Source organism: Sphingomonas tabacisoli, from assembly GCF_042678385.1.
In the GTDB taxonomy this organism is placed as follows: domain Bacteria; phylum Pseudomonadota; class Alphaproteobacteria; order Sphingomonadales; family Sphingomonadaceae; genus Sphingomonas_B; species Sphingomonas_B tabacisoli.
Map to the genome: position 1 here is coordinate 540666 of NZ_JBHUDY010000002.1, position 14246 is coordinate 554911.

The following is a 14246-nucleotide window of genomic DNA, read 5'->3' on the forward strand; positions in this document are numbered from 1 at the left end:
TTGACAAGGCTCTGCATCACCCCGGCGTTGTCTGCGGGCCGCCACCGCCTCGCCATTGTCCGCGCCTTCACGCCCGCGCTATCGCTCGCGCGGCGCAACGGGAGCCGAGCATGGACTTCGCCTGGACTGAGGAACAAGCCGCTTTCCGGGCGCGGCTGCAGGACTTTCTTGCAGCGACGCTGCCCGAGGATTGGGAGCGGTTTTCGCAGCATGGCCCAGCCTCGCCGGCCCTCACCGACTATGCTCGGAACTTTTGCGGCAAGCTCGCCGACGACAATCTGCTGACGCCGCACTGGCCCGAAGAGATTGGCGGCCAGGGTCTCGATCCGTGGCACCAGACGATCCTGGCCGAGGAGATGTGGATCGCGGGGGAGCCACGCGGCGGCCAATATATGAACGTCAACTGGATCGGCCCGACGCTCATCCGCTACGGCACGCCGGAGCAGCAGGCACGCTACCTGCCGCCGATCGTCGAGGGCAAGGCGCTGTGGTGCCAGGGCTTTTCGGAGCCCGGCTCCGGCTCCGATCTGGCTTCGCTGCGAACGCGGGCGGTGCTCGAGGGCGATAATTACCGGGTCAACGGGCAGAAGATCTGGACCAGCTATGCCGGTCTGGCCGACACCTGCTTCCTGCTCTGCAGGACGAGCGACGACCGCAAGAAGGGCATCTCCATCCTGCTGGTGCCGATGGACACGCCCGGCATCACCGTGCGGCAGATCCCGTCGTTGATCGGCGAGGGCGACATCCATGAAGTCTTTTTCGACGACATGGTCGTTCCCGCCTCGGCTCGGCTGGGCGGGGAGGGCGAGGCCTGGCAGATTATCGCCTACAGCCTGGTCAATGAGCGGCTCGGCATTCCCCGCTATAGCCTGGCGCGTGCGGCGCTCGACCGGACGGTGGCGGTGCTGAAGAGCCAGGGGGAGTGGTCCGGCGAGGCGGTCAGGATCGAGGCCGCGCATGCCGCGGCGCTCTGCGAGGCGGCGCGCACGGCGAGCTACGCGATCGTCACCAAGCGTGCGCACGGCGAGAGCATCGGGGCCGAAAGCTCGTCGGCCCGCTTCGCCACGATCATGGCGGAGCGGCGCGTGGCGGAGTTCATCGTCGAATATCTGCCCGAAGCGCTGGCCGACGCGCACCCCTATCTGAAGATGCATCATCAGCGTGGGATCGTCGCCGGCATTGCCGCGGGCGCTGCTGAGATTCAGCTCAACATCATCGCCGGTGACGTGCTTGGCCTGCCGCGGGAGCCGCGCTGATGGACCTGTCGCTTACCGACGACCAGCGGGCCATTCTCGATGCGCTCGACAGCATGGCGCGGCCCCATGAAGCGGCGCCGCTGCACGAGGCCGGGTTCACGGCGACGAACTGCGCGCTCGAACGGGATTTGGAGCAGGGCGGCTTTCTCGATGTGGGCTTCGATCCGGACCTCGGCACCGTCACTGCCGCGCTGGTGGTGGAACGGCTTGCGCGCCTGCCCATAGCCGTCGAGGCTGGTGCGAGCGCTTTGGTGCGGCCGCTGCTTGGGAAAGCGTTCGCTCGCCCCATCTGTCTCGTAGAGGCTGGCAAACTCGAGCGCCCGGTGCGCTTCCTGCGCGAGGGAGCCCAGGTTGTGGTCGTTGGTGACGAAGTCACGAGCTTCGTCGCGTCCAGCAATAATTTCCGCGCTGAACCGGAGGCATTGTTCGCCTATCCGATGGCGACCTTGCTCGATCTGCCCGCTACCAATTCCGTAGCGGCCCAGCCCGATGCCGTTCGCACCCGCTGGCGGGTTGCGCTTGCCGCCGAGACCGCGGGGCTGATGTTCGCCGCGCTGGCCAGCGTCGCCGCGCACACCAGCGAGCGGCAGCAATTCGGGCGGCCGCTCGCCACCTTCCAGGCGCTGCGTCACCGGCTCGCCGAGGCTCAGGTCCGCACCAATGGCGTTTACTGGCTGGCGATGAAGGCTGCGGCCACTATGGACCCCGCAGACGCAGGGATGGCCGCATTCCATGCGCAAGAGTCGGCGCGGGTGGTTGTCTATGACTTTCACCAATTCTTGGGGGCGATGGGCATGACGCTCGAGCACCCGCTGCACCTGTGGACCTATCGACTGAAGGCCCTGATCGGCGAACTCGGCGGCCGCGGCGCCAACGCGCTCGCGGCGGCCGACGCGATCTGGGGGAATAGGGGGGAATTTTGATGCGACCTGTTAAGCTGCTGCTGCCGTGGCTTGCAGCGACCATGCTCTCCTCGCCCGTCATGTCTGCCGATCCGCTTGCAGATGCGTTTCGCGATCCGCCCGCCTCGGCCCGGCCCCGCGTGTGGTGGCATTGGATGAACGGCAACGTCACCAAGGACGGGATCGCCAAGGATCTCGCCTGGATGAAGCGCGTCGGCATTGGCGGCTTGCAGAATTTCGATGCGAACCTGCAAACGCCCAAGATCGTCGACCAGCGGCTCGTTTATATGACGCCCGAGTGGAAGGACGCGTTCCGTTTCGCCGCAGCCGAGGCCGACCGTCTTGGCCTCGAGTTCGCGATCGCATCCTCTCCGGGCTGGTCGGAAACCGGAGGCCCGTGGGTGAAACCGGCTGATGGCATGAAGAAGCTGGTGTGGAGCGAAGCGGTTGTCGAAGGCGGCCGAGCGTTCACCGGCAAGCTGCCCAACCTGCCGACGGCTACCGGCCCGTTTCAGAATATGGGGCCGGCGGACGCTATGGCGATGGCGCAAGCGAAGGCGCCGCCCCCGCCGACTGGCTCTGGTGAGGTCGCGGTCCTGGCCTTCCTGATCGAGGAGTCGACTGTCCCCAAAATAGAGTCAGCCAAGTCCGGAGCGGGCAAGAGCCTCGACATTGCAGCTCTTTCCGATTCTAACGCTGCAACCGCCGTTGAAGTGGAGCGGCGTGTAGGGAGCGAGCCGGGGTCGCTCGTCGTCAGCTTTGGCACACCCCAAACCATTCGCTCCGCAACAATCCTGATCCCCAATCCCGCGGCGTCCCTGCTCGGGCCGACCGAAGCACCGCGTCTGGAGGCAAGCGACGACGGCGCAAAATGGCGGAATGTGACCGCCCTGCCCACCATGGCAGTGCCGACTACGGCAAGCTTCGCCCCTGTCACTGCGCGCTACTTCCGCCTCGTCCTTGAGCCTGCGCCTCCATCTTCTCTAGAAAGCCGCGGCAGTGCGCCGGGCATCGACCAAGCCGATTTCCGCACCATGATCCGCAACGGCCTCTCCAGGACGGGGATCAAGGTTGCCGAGTTTGAGTTGTCGCACGACGCGAAGATCGACCGCTATGAGACCAAAGCGGCTTTCGAGCTCGTCCCCGATTATTATTCGCTCAGCAATGGCATAGGAGAGGCGAAGGGCGTGGCTCCGGGGCGCGTCATCGATCTCACGAGCCGACTGCGCCCCGACGGCACGCTGGATTGGACGCCGCCAAGAGGCCGCTGGCGCGTGCTCCGGCTGGGGTGGTCGCTAACCGGCAAGACCAACCACCCCGCACCGCAAGAGGCGACTGGGCTCGAGGTCGACAAGTTCGATGGCCCGGCCGTGCGCCGCTATATGGAGCACTATCTCGGCATGTACCGTGAAGCCTCCGGCGGCCGCATCGGTGACAACGGCGTGCGCGCCTTTCTGACCGACAGCACGGAGGTCGGTGCGGCCAACTGGACGCCGCAATTGATCGAGCAGTTCAAGACCCTGCGGGGCTACGATCCGACGCCGTGGCTGCCAGCATTGACTGGTACGATCGTTGGCTCACGCGCGGAAAGCGACAAGTTCCTGTATGATTTTCGCCGGACGCTCGCTGATCTCCACGCCTCACAACATTACGCCACCGTTGCGGCGGTGGCACATGAAAATGGCCTGAAGGTCTATGGCGAGGCGCTGGAGGACAAACGGCCGGTGATCGGCGACGACATGGCGATGCGGCGTTACGCCGATATCCCGATGGCGGCGATGTGGACCTATCCGCACGAGACGGAACCGCGGCTAACGCTCTTGGCTGACATGAAAGGAGCCGCTTCGGTTGCCCATATCTACGGCCAGAATCTCGTCGCAGCCGAGTCCCTGACGTCCGCGGCCTTTCCCTGGGCGCACGGGCCGGCGGACCTCAAGCACGTTATCGATCTCGAATTCGTTACCGGCGTAAATCGGCCTGTGATCCACACTTCGGTTCACCAGCCGGTCGACGACAAGAAGCCTGGCCTGTCGTTGTTCATTTTCGGCCAGTATTTCAACCGCCACGAGACTTGGGCCGAACTTGCGAGACCTTGGGTCGACTATATGGCCCGCAACTCGCTGCTGCTGCAACAAGGCCGCAACGTCGCCGATGTCGGGTACTTCTACGGCGAGGAAGCGCCGCTGACCGGCCTCTACGGCGAACACGTCGTTGCCGATGCGCCCAAGGCTTACGCCTATGACTTCGTCAACGCCGAAGCCTTGACAAGTGCGCTCCGCAACGACGGAGCCGAACTCGCGACGCCCGGCGGCGCCCGCTACCGCGCTTTGTATCTCGGCGGATCGTCGCGGCAGATGACGTTGCCCACCTTGCGCAAGATCGTGGCGCTGGTGGAAGGCGGGGCGACGGTGATCGGGCCCAAGCCCGTCGGCAACCCCAGCCTTGCCGGAGCGCCTGCCGAGTTCGCGGCGCTGACCGACCGGCTGTGGCCGGGCGGCAGGAGCGCTCGCGTCGGCAAGGGGCAGGTGATCGCGACCACCGACATCGAGGCCGCTCTGGCCGAGATCGGGCTGGCTCCCGACTTCCGCTACACGGGCGGTCAGGCGGACAGCGAAGTTCCTTTTCTTCACCGCAAGCTCGACGACGGCGACAGCTATTTCCTGGTCAACCGCAAGGATCGGTCGGAGACGATCGAGGCCCACTTCCGTGTGACCGGAAAGGCGCCGGAACTCTGGCGTGCGGAGACGGGAACGTCGGAACCGGTCAGCTACCGAACCGCAAATGGCGAGACGGTCGTGCCGCTGACGCTGGCGGCAGAGGAGTCCATTCACATCGTCTTCCGGCGCCCTGCGCAGGCGGACGCGATGGCAGTCAAGAAGGTCGCGCCGAGGGAAGTGGCCGCGCTTTCCGGACCGTGGAACGTCAGTTTCGAGGCCGGTCGCGGCGCGCCTGCTACGGCGACATTCGCCTCCCTGGCGCCTCTGGACCAGAATTCGGACTCGGGGATCAAATATTTCTCTGGCGTCGCGACCTATTCCAAGACCTTCGACGTGCCGAAGTCATGGAAGCCAAATCAGCCGCTGTGGCTCGATTTGGGCGAGGCGCGGGAAATCGCTGAAGTGACCGTCAACGGCAAGCCCGCCGGCTATGCCTGGCACGCACCCTATCGCGTGGACATCTCGTCCGCCGCCAAGCCCGGGCGCAACACACTGCAGGTCCGCGTCGCCAATCTCTGGGTCAACCGCTTGATCGGCGACCGCCAGCCGGGGGCGGAGAAGATTACCTGGACCGCGACGCCGCCCTACAAGGCCGATGCGCCGCTGCGGCGATCGGGACTCATCGGTCCGGTGACGCTGCTTTCCCAGTAAAGGCGAGCGGAGACCGGCTCGGGATCAGCCGGCCTCCAGGATGAGGTGCAGCTCGCTCAATCCGCGGATGATGTAGCTCGGATCATAGTCGAAGCGCCGTTCACCGGCGGGGCCGTGTCGCGTCTCGTCGATCAGGATTGCTGCGGTGCGCGACAGCAGTTCCTGGAGCATGATCTGCACTTCGAAGCGGGCGAGCGGCGCGCCGATGCAAGTGTGCGGCCCGCGGCCGAAGGCGAGATGCTCGGCAAGCTTGGGACGCTCGAAGCGGAATTCCGCCGGGCACTCCCAGCGTTCCGGATCGCGGTTGGCCGCGCCGAGCAGGATCACGACGCGTGCGCCGGCCGGGATCTCGACTCCGCCGACTGTGGTGGTCCGCCGCGCCAGCCGGAATGTCGCTTTGGTCGAACCTTCGAGCCGCAGCATTTCTTCGACGAATTCGCCGAGCAGCGCCGGCTCGGCGCGGACGCGGACTTGCAGATCGGGCGTTTCCGCGAGGAGCTTCAACGAATTGCCGAGCAGCTTGGCGCTGGTGTCCTGGCCCGCGGCGAACAGGAATGTCGCCAGCTTAACTAGCTCGATAAGCTCAGGCGTCGTCCCGTCAGCATAGGTAGAGGTCGCCAGCTCGGACATGATGTCGTCGCGCGGGCAATCGCGCCGTTCGGCGAGATATTGCGCGAAATATTGGCCCATGAAAATCAGCGAGCTGATGTCCTGGCCCTCGCCATCCTTTTGGATGTCGCCTGCGGTCGGGCCCTGCTCGATCACTTTCATGAACGTATCGCGGTCGGCTGGCGGCACGCCCAGCAAGTCTGCGATCACGAGCGTGACGTAGGGCACGCCGATCTCACGCACCGCCTCGCAACGGCCGTTCCCCACTGCCTGGGCCGCCATGCGGGCAGCCAGGTCCTGCATGAATTCCTTGTTGGCCTTAAGCCGGGAGGGCACGAACAGTCGGTTGAGGAAGGCGCGCGCCGCAGTGTGCCGCTGCCCGTCATACTGGACGACCAGGTCCGGCCCGGCGAGCTCGGCCCAGTGCGCGTCGACCTCCGCCGAGATGTCATCGCCTTTCGGCTCGAACGGCAGCCGGACGAGTGGGCCCGGCACCGTGATGGACGAGGAGAAATCGGCAGCGTTGCGCAGCACTTCGAGTGCTTCGTCATGGCCGGTGACAAAGTACAGACCGCGCGCCTCGTCAGGGTGGACCGGGGGCAGCGCCCGAATGTCCTCGAAGAACGCGTAAGGATTTAGCAGCACCGAACGGTCGGTGAAATAGTCGCGGGCATGCTGCTCGGTCATGGTTGCGCTCCTTATAAGGGACTCCGCGCCTAATCCTTTATCGAAGCGGTCCGCTGGGCAAGGGCCGGATGAGGCAGGCTGAAGAGCGTGGCGCTACTCGCCAGCATCAGCCGACAGTAGCCCATAGGACGGGGTCATAGCCGCCGCTCTGATCGAACACCCGGCGGCTACGACCGGCGCCGGCATCCGTGCCGCGATCAGCACCAGGACGCCCAGTGGCGGAAGAACGAAGACGATGCCGCCGACGGTCGAAGTGGGAGGCCGCCGCACTGGTCCAAATGGCCGCCTAGACCGGGATCAGGCGCCATGACCAGCCACGGCAGATACCAGTTGGCCGCACCGCTGCTGGCGGTTCCGATTAGCGCGAGCGTTGCTGCGGACAGCAGGACGCCCACGACTCCGAGCACGTGGCCCACGGCCAAACTCACTGGCACCGCCATGATGGCCTGAACCAAGGTGGCGATGGCCACGCCCGCGGTAATCTGAAAGCGCGTCCAGCCAAAGCTCTCGCTGACTGGCTGGATTGTAGGACCCAAGGCCATAGATATGGATGACGCTGGTGGCGTAGCCGAGCCCGGCGGCCGCCCGCAGCATGAAATGCCGCCGCCGCTCCTCGGCTCCGCCAGGCTGCTTCATCGTGCGTCGGCCCGCGGCTTAGAAATCATACTCAAAGATTTGACCGTCGAAATTCCCGCCCAGCGTATGCGTGGCGGCGGCCAGCTTGTCCGCCGCCACTCCGGCGAGGTGACCGTCGATGATGCGATTATAGTTGCTAATCATGCCTTCCTTTTCCTTGGAGAGGCGCATGAAGTCGAAGCCCTTGGCGTGCAGGCCTATCTGCTGAATCGGGATGTTCGAATAATCCTGCCGCGGGATCGTCGGAAATTGGTCGCTGTTGTAGGGCAGCACGGTCGGCTCCATCACCGGCGCGGGCTCCTCGCCCTTGGGGAAGTGGGTGAGCGACCAGATCTCGAACAGGCAGGTCTCCGGCCCGGTGGGACGGATGCGATAGGCGCTGGTGGAGGTGAAGAACGGCAGCAGGAAATAGTGGGGGAAGATGAACTCGACCGAATGAACCGGGTCACTGACCGCCAGCGCGTTCAGGTCGGGCACGTCCTCGCCGCGCGCACGGAGCTGCTCGACGACCTGATGCTGTACTGCTCCAAACCAGTGCATCAACATCTGCTCTGGATCGTCGGGAAGGATGTCGGCGGGGATCTGGCGGGCGATCTCGACTTCCTTGGCATGCACCATGCCGGCCATGCCCTCGCTCATGAGCTCCAGATTGCGAACCTGTGCGTCGATATTCTGCTGCTTGGTCCAGTTCGGGTTGACCTGATCGCCGATTCCGCCGGTGTCGTGGCCGTACATGGTGTTATAGAGGCCGGGCACCGCGCGCTGGAGCTGCGGGTGAGTGCGCATGACGTGATAGCCTTCCATGAAGGCTTCCATCGCCGTCTTCCAGTTGGCCGGCAGTTCGGTGGCAAAGCACCATTCCGCGCGCTGCCCGCTATGATTGCGCTTCTCTAACCGGTCGAGCACCGGGCCGATGGTATCGCGCAGGGAAGGCGCATCGTCGTCCCAGTTGATGAATACGCAGCCGAGCGCTTCCTCGGTGCGACAGGCACGCAACGCCAGGTCGGCCGGATCGAGCTGGCGCTCGTCGAACAGGTGCCGGCCATAGACGAAAGTGTTCTTTCCTTCGCCGTTCCAGCGCCAGCCATGAAACGGGCAAATAAAGCCCTGGCTCTTGCAGTTGCCGTGCCCGCCAATCTCGGCGAGCGGGACGCCGCGATGGCGGCAGGCATTGTGGAAAGCACGCACGCCGTCCTTGGTCCGCGTGACGATGACCGAGCGGCCGAGGTTCGAATATTCGATCCAGTCGCCGACATTCTCGATCTGCTCAAGCCGGCAGGCCATCTGCCACATATGCGGCCAGAGCTTCTCCACCTCGAGTTTATAGAACTCCTCGTCGTAATAGCGAGGGGTGGGGATGCGCTGGGGATCGGTGACCTTGAACGGAACCTCGGTCATTGGGGCCTCTTGCTGAAATGCTTGATCGTGGAGCCTAGCCAGGGGAGGGGCGCGGGCAAGCGCTTCGCCGCGCTCGCCGGCTTCATCGCCGGCCCGATGCCCGGTCGAGTTCGGCGCGGACCTCGTCGCTCTGCTCGCCGATTCGCGGCGTCGGGCCGGCGACCTTACCCGGCGTGCGCGAGAACCAGGTCGGAACGCCCGGAAAGCGGATCGGGCCCTGGGCCGAATCCACGGTTTCGAAGAAGCCGGCCGCGATCAGATGCTCGTTCTCGAGCAACTCGTCCGGCGTGCGAAGCGGCGCGCAGGGGATATGCAATTCCTCAAGCAGCGCCAGCCACTCCGCGGTGGTCCGTGTCGCGAACAGCTCGGCCAGGCGGGTATAGACCCAGTCGATCTTCTGCGCGCGCTGAGCGAGCGTCGCCAGCTCCGGTCCGGCCCATTCGGGCTGGAGCGCTCCGACAAAAGCCGCCCAATGCTTGTCGTTGTAGATCAGCGCCGCAACATGGCCGTCCTTGGTCCGGTACGGCCGGCGGTTGGGCGAGACGACACGCGGGTATTTGGCGGGGCCTAACGGCGGAGTGAACAGCGCGGTGTTGGCGTGCTCGACCAGCATGAACGAGGCCAGCGTTTCGAACATCGGCACTTCGACTTCCTGGCCCTGACCGCTCCGCTCGCGCTCGAACAGCGCCGCGAGGGTCGCATATACCGCGGTCAGTCCGGCCACCTTGTCGGCGACGATAGTGCCCACGAACCCCGGCTCGCCGTTCAGCATTGCCTGTACGCCGGGCAAGCCGCATTCGGCCTGGATGGTGTCGTCATAGGCGGGCTTGTCGCGATCCGGTCCGCGACGGCCATAGCCGTAGCAATTGACGTAGACGATGTCGGGCCTGATCCCCGAAACTGCCGCGTAGTCGAATCCCAGCCGCTGGATCGCCTTGGCGCGCATCGAGTGGATGAAAACGTCGGCACCGTCGATTAGCCGAACCAGCGTGGCCTTGTCGCCGTCATCGCGCAGGTCGAGCGTGATGCTCCGCTTGCCGCGATTGACGTTGACGAACACGCCGCCGAGATCGGGCGTCGGCCCTTGCGAGATGTAGCGGGTATCGTCGCCGCTCGGCGGTTCGACCTTGATCACGTCGGCGCCGAGATCGGCCATGATCTGCGTCGCATAGGGTCCGAAGACCATCGCCGTTAGGTCGACCACCCGAACGCCCGCAAGAGGCCCCTGAAACACGCGCTCGCTCATCGCGCCTCAGTGCGAACCCATGTAGCGGCCGCCATTGGTCGAGATCACCTGACCGGTGATGTAGCTCGCCTCTTCGGACGCGAGATAGGCGGCGGCCGCGGCGATGTCCTCGGGCGTGCCGACGCGCTTCATCGGCAGGGTCCGGGCGAAAGTGTCGATATCGACCGGCGACGCGCGGAGCATCGGCGTGTCGACGAAGCCCGGCGGGATCATGTTGAAGGTCACGCCCGACGCGGCGAACTCCAGCGCCAGCGCCTTGGTCATGCCGACCAGCCCGCCCTTCGACGAGACATAGGCGCCCTGCATCGGCGACCCCGTCTGCACCGATGACGAGGTGATGTTGATCACTCTGCCCCATTTTGCCTCGATCATGTCGGGCAGGACATGGCGCGTGATCAGCCAGGGGCCGCGCAGGTTGATCCGGATGACCTTGTCGAACTCGTCGTCGCTCGTCTCGAGAAACCGGGTGAAGGGCGCGATGCCGGCATTGTTGACCAGAATCGCGATGGGACCCAGTTCGGTGCGGGTCCGCGCCGCCGCCGCTTCGATCGCGGCCTTATCCGAACAATCGGCGGTGACTGCGATGGCCGTCCCTCCGGCGTCGCGGATCAGCCGGGCGGTTTCCTCCGCGCCTTCGCCGTTGATGTCCCAGATCGCAATCCTGGCCGTGTCCTCGGCCAATCTCGAAGCGATGGCGCGGCCGATACCCGATCCGGCGCCGGTGACGACCGCGACGCGGCCTTGAAGCGAGCGTGTCATACGCGGTTCCTCAGCTTTTCGCCCAGACGAGCGGCACATGTTCGGGTCCGACCACGCCGCCGGGCCGGTATTCGATTTCAGTCCCGGATTTCAGCTGGAAGTTGGGGATGCGCCGTAGCCATTCCTGAAGCGCGATCTTGATTTCCAGCCGCGCCAGGTGAGCGCCCATGCAGCTGTGCACGCCGACGGTGAAGGCTAGAATGATCTTCTTAGGCCGGTGGAAATCGACCTTGGTTGGATCGGGGAATACCTCGGGATCGAAATTGCAGGCCGGAAGGATGCTCATCACCTTGTCGCCCTTTCTCATCTTGATGCCGCGAAGCTCGGTATCCTGCGCGACGGTGCGGCCCGAGAAAGTGACCGAGTGGACGCGTAACAGCTCCTCGACCTGGGCGTTGATGTTGTCCGGGTCGGCGATCATCTCCGCGCGCCGGTCCGGGTTCTCGGCGAGCCACACCCAGATGTTGTTCAGGGTCGCAAAGACGGTGTCGAGGCCGGCGATGAACAGGAAGACGACGAAGCCGAAGACTTCCTTTTCGCTCAGCGGCTGGCCGTCGAACTCGGCGAGCGCGATGCGGGAGATCATCCCTTCATCCGGATTGGCTCGCTTGTCGGCGATCGCTTCGTTCAGATACGCAGAGATGGTCTGCATCGTTTCCGCCATGATGGCGCGGTCGTTCGAGTGGAGCAGAGCCATCGCCCACTCGACGAATGTGTCGCACATGGCTCGCGGCAGGCCCATCAAGTCAAGGAAGACCAGAACCGGCAGCGGGCGCCCGAACGCATCGTCGAACGCACATTCGCCCGTGTCGATGAAGCCGTCGATCAGTTCATTGGCGAGCGCCCTGATCCGCTCCTCGAGGCGGAGCACGCCCTGAGGGGAAACGAGCGGGTCGACGATGTTGCGGTATTTGCGATGATCCGGCGGATCGATCTCGATTGGAATAAAGTAGAAATAATCGTCCGGGTTGCGCGGGAAGGGCGTCGCGTCTTCGGTGCTGAACAGCTCAGCGTGGCGCAGCGCGAAGATCGCATCCTCGTGCTTGATCAGCGCCCAGGAGTTGCCGAACGCGCCGACATCGTACCAGATCGGCGGCATCGTATTGTGCAGGTTTGCCATATAGGCGTGCGGCGCCTTGAGGAAGTCGGCGCCGTAGGCGATGCCGGCAGACCGGATCAGCTCCCGCGGAACGTGATCCGGCACCTGGTCCATGCCCATTCGGCGAATGACCGTAGGCGGAACGGGATTGGCGGGGTCGATGCGCATGGCTTCGTTCCTGAGCTCAATATTGATGGTCGGGAAGGTGAACGACGAGGCCGTCGAGCGCGTCGGTTACGACGATCTGGCAAGATAGCCGGCTTTCCGGCCGGCGCTCGGCCGCGACACTGTCGAGCATGTCCTCCTCGTCCTGCGACGAGGGGCCGCCGACCGCGCCAGTCCACTCCTCATCGACGTAGCAATGGCAGGTGGCACAGGCGAGGCCGCCGCCGCACTCGCCGACTATACCTTCAACGCCGTTGTAAACCGCGCCGCGCATGACGTTCTCGCCCTCGGCGACGTCTATGTCGTGGGACGCTCCGCCGGCTTCGATATAGGTGACCTTGGGCACTTGGCTTTGCTTTCGTCAGTTTGCGTCCGCCTCGATCCACTGCGAGGTGGTGGCGCGGGGGGAAAGATATTTGGTGCGTGTCCAGCCGCCGTCGACGACGATCGACTGGCCGTTGATCATCTCGCCGCCGGGCGAACACAGAAAAGCGATCGCCGCGGCGACATCCTCTGGCTTGGCGAGGCGGGGGTAGGGGGTGGTGTCGACGTTCACGCGCTGGAACGTTTCGTCCTCGAAGCGGTGGCGGACCATGTCGGTCATCGTAACCCCCGGCGCAACGCAATTGCTGCGGATGCCGCGGGGTCCATACTCGCACGCCATATGCTCGGTCAGTGACTTGAGCCCGCCCTTGGCTGCCGAATAGGCGCCTCCGCGGCGACCGCCGATCATCGCGAAGGTCGAGGTCACGTTCACCACGCCTGAGCCTGGCGCCATATGCGGCACCGCCTCCCGGCATAGCCGGAACGGCGCCCGCAGCATGATGCCGAGGAAGCGGTCGAGCGCCGCGTCGTCGGTTTCGTGCAGGGGGCTGGGACTGCCGACACCCGCATTGTTGACGAGGAAATCGATCCGGCCGAACCGATCGCGTGCGAGGCCGACGATCTCGGCCGGCGCATTGTCGGCAGTGACGTCGATCGCGAGCGTCGCCAAGTCATCGGCACCCAAAGCTTGTTCGAGCGCGGCCAGCTTCGCGACATCGCGGCCGACGCCGACAATCGCCATGCCCGCGGCGTGAAGCGCACGCGCGGTTGCCAGGCCGATCCCGCTGCCGGCGCCGGTGATGATGGCGACTTGCATGGCTCGACTGCCTTACGATTGGCCGGCGATTGTCAAGCAAGGCGGGTCGAACCATCGCCGCAGCGGTTTGCCTCCGGCTTCGAGTCTCCGATATCGCCAGGGGGAGAAGAGGAGCGGTGATCGGTGCGTTTGTCGGGAAAGGTGGCGCTCGTCACGGGAGCGAGCCGCGGGATCGGCAAGGGCGTTGCCCTCGCCCTCGCCGGCGAGGGGGCCACGGTCTATGTAACAGGGCGTAGCGCCGAGGGCGGCGGCGAACTGGGCGGGACGATAGGCGAGACCGCGGACGCGTGCACGCGACGGGGCGGACGCGGCATCGCTGTGCGCTGCGATCATGCGCAGGACGAGGAGGTGGCGGCATTGTTCGCCCGGATCGCGCAAGAGCAGGGGCAGCTTGATTTGCTCGTCAACAACGCCTTTGCGATTCCCGACGATTTGATCGAGGCCGGCGGATTCTGGGAAAAGCCGCTGTCGCAACTGCAGATGATCGATGTGGGGCTCAGATCCAACTTTACGGCCGCCTGGCACGCGGCGCGGATGATGGTGCCCCAAGGCTCTGGCCTGATCGTCGCGATCTCCGGCTATGTCGGGGTGACTTATACCTATGGCGCGCTGTTCGGCACGGTGAAGTCCGGCGTCGACCGGATGGCGCGCGACATGGCGATTGAATTGAAGCCGCATGGCGTCGCCTCGATTTCGTTGTGGCAGGGACTGACGCTGACGGAGCGGGCGCAGCGCAACATCGCCGCCAACGCCGCGATGATGAAGAGCGTCGTGACCAATCCAACCATCGGCTGCTCGCCCGAGTTTCCAGGACGCGTGATCGCAGGGCTGCTGGCGGACGACGCGGTGATGCGGCTGAGCGGTGGCACTTTCATCGCGGCCGAGCTCGCGGCGGAATATGGCATCGTCGACATCGATGGGCGCACCATCCCGTCGCTGCGGGAGCAGCGCGGCGCGCCCTTGTGGCACCCGGTCTGAGG

General features: G+C 65.0%; 12 protein-coding genes. 4 read left to right on the plus strand and 8 right to left on the minus strand.

The annotated features are described in order from the left end of the window. Window positions 1-110 precede the first annotated feature (110 nt). The 3 genes from ACFSCW_RS15765 to ACFSCW_RS15775 are packed head-to-tail and all read left to right on the plus strand — an operon-like array spanning window position 111 to window position 5526. On the plus strand, window positions 111-1256 hold the full coding sequence (locus ACFSCW_RS15765) for an acyl-CoA dehydrogenase family protein (protein ID WP_380891180.1): 1146 nt from the start codon (window positions 111-113) through the stop codon (window positions 1254-1256). Continuing rightward, the gene (locus tag ACFSCW_RS15770; protein WP_380891183.1) at window positions 1256-2179 is read left to right on the plus strand and encodes an acyl-CoA dehydrogenase family protein; all 924 of its coding nucleotides are present in this window, start codon (window positions 1256-1258) and stop codon (window positions 2177-2179) included. The genes ACFSCW_RS15765 and ACFSCW_RS15770 overlap by 1 nt, the downstream gene beginning before the upstream one ends. After that, window positions 2179-5526, plus strand: a complete 3348-nt coding sequence (locus tag ACFSCW_RS15775; protein ID WP_380891185.1) for a glycosyl hydrolase — start codon at window positions 2179-2181, stop codon at window positions 5524-5526. The genes ACFSCW_RS15770 and ACFSCW_RS15775 overlap by 1 nt, the downstream gene beginning before the upstream one ends. A gap of 24 nt (window positions 5527-5550) precedes the next feature. Here the strand turns inward: ACFSCW_RS15775 and ACFSCW_RS15780 are convergent, their stop codons facing one another. The 8 genes from ACFSCW_RS15780 to ACFSCW_RS15815 form a co-directional block, all read right to left on the minus strand. Next, window positions 5551-6822, minus strand: a complete 1272-nt coding sequence (locus ACFSCW_RS15780) for a cytochrome P450 (RefSeq protein ID WP_380891187.1) — start codon at window positions 6820-6822, stop codon at window positions 5551-5553. A gap of 197 nt (window positions 6823-7019) precedes the next feature. Next, the gene (locus ACFSCW_RS15785; protein WP_380891188.1) at window positions 7020-7292 is read right to left on the minus strand and encodes a hypothetical protein; all 273 of its coding nucleotides are present in this window, start codon (window positions 7290-7292) and stop codon (window positions 7020-7022) included. A 184-nt stretch (window positions 7293-7476) separates the two neighbouring features. Continuing rightward, a complete protein-coding gene (locus ACFSCW_RS15790; protein ID WP_380891190.1) occupies window positions 7477-8856 on the minus strand; it encodes an aromatic ring-hydroxylating oxygenase subunit alpha in 1380 nt (459 codons plus the stop codon). Between the two features lie 82 nt (window positions 8857-8938). Then, window positions 8939-10102, minus strand: coding sequence for a CaiB/BaiF CoA transferase family protein (locus tag ACFSCW_RS15795; RefSeq protein ID WP_380891192.1), 1164 nt, complete (start codon window positions 10100-10102; stop codon window positions 8939-8941). Window positions 10103-10108: 6 nt separating this feature from the next. Next, window positions 10109-10861 (minus strand): SDR family NAD(P)-dependent oxidoreductase, encoded by a 753-nt coding sequence (locus ACFSCW_RS15800; protein ID WP_380891193.1) that lies wholly within the window; start codon window positions 10859-10861, stop codon window positions 10109-10111. Between the two features lie 10 nt (window positions 10862-10871). Beyond that, the gene (locus ACFSCW_RS15805; RefSeq protein WP_380891194.1) at window positions 10872-12128 is read right to left on the minus strand and encodes a cytochrome P450; all 1257 of its coding nucleotides are present in this window, start codon (window positions 12126-12128) and stop codon (window positions 10872-10874) included. A gap of 16 nt (window positions 12129-12144) precedes the next feature. Further along, complete coding sequence (locus ACFSCW_RS15810) at window positions 12145-12471, minus strand: 2Fe-2S iron-sulfur cluster-binding protein (protein ID WP_380891197.1); 327 nt, start codon at window positions 12469-12471, stop codon at window positions 12145-12147. Between the two features lie 15 nt (window positions 12472-12486). Further along, a complete protein-coding gene (locus tag ACFSCW_RS15815; protein ID WP_380891199.1) occupies window positions 12487-13266 on the minus strand; it encodes an SDR family NAD(P)-dependent oxidoreductase in 780 nt (259 codons plus the stop codon). 123 nt (window positions 13267-13389) lie between these two features. Here ACFSCW_RS15815 and ACFSCW_RS15820 point away from each other — a divergent pair, with 123 nt between their 5' ends. Further along, entirely contained in the window at window positions 13390-14244 is an 855-nt protein-coding gene (locus ACFSCW_RS15820; RefSeq protein ID WP_380891201.1) for an SDR family NAD(P)-dependent oxidoreductase, read from the plus strand. Window positions 14245-14246 lie beyond the last annotated feature (2 nt).

Excerpts from the sequence above, each read along its gene's own strand:
- ACFSCW_RS15765 (WP_380891180.1), top strand. The coding sequence starts at position 111 with ATGGACTTCGCCTGGACTGAGGAACAAGCCGCTTTCCGGGCGCGGCTG.
- ACFSCW_RS15770 (WP_380891183.1), top strand. The coding sequence starts at position 1,256 with ATGGACCTGTCGCTTACCGACGACCAGCGGGCCATTCTCGATGCGCTC.
- ACFSCW_RS15775 (WP_380891185.1), top strand. The coding sequence starts at position 2,179 with ATGCGACCTGTTAAGCTGCTGCTGCCGTGGCTTGCAGCGACCATGCTC.
- ACFSCW_RS15780 (WP_380891187.1), bottom strand. The coding sequence starts at position 6,822 with ATGACCGAGCAGCATGCCCGCGACTATTTCACCGACCGTTCGGTGCTG.
- ACFSCW_RS15790 (WP_380891190.1), bottom strand. The coding sequence starts at position 8,856 with ATGACCGAGGTTCCGTTCAAGGTCACCGATCCCCAGCGCATCCCCACC.
- ACFSCW_RS15795 (WP_380891192.1), bottom strand. The coding sequence starts at position 10,102 with ATGAGCGAGCGCGTGTTTCAGGGGCCTCTTGCGGGCGTTCGGGTGGTC.
- ACFSCW_RS15800 (WP_380891193.1), bottom strand. The coding sequence starts at position 10,861 with ATGACACGCTCGCTTCAAGGCCGCGTCGCGGTCGTCACCGGCGCCGGA.
- ACFSCW_RS15805 (WP_380891194.1), bottom strand. The coding sequence starts at position 12,128 with ATGCGCATCGACCCCGCCAATCCCGTTCCGCCTACGGTCATTCGCCGA.
- ACFSCW_RS15815 (WP_380891199.1), bottom strand. The coding sequence starts at position 13,266 with ATGCAAGTCGCCATCATCACCGGCGCCGGCAGCGGGATCGGCCTGGCA.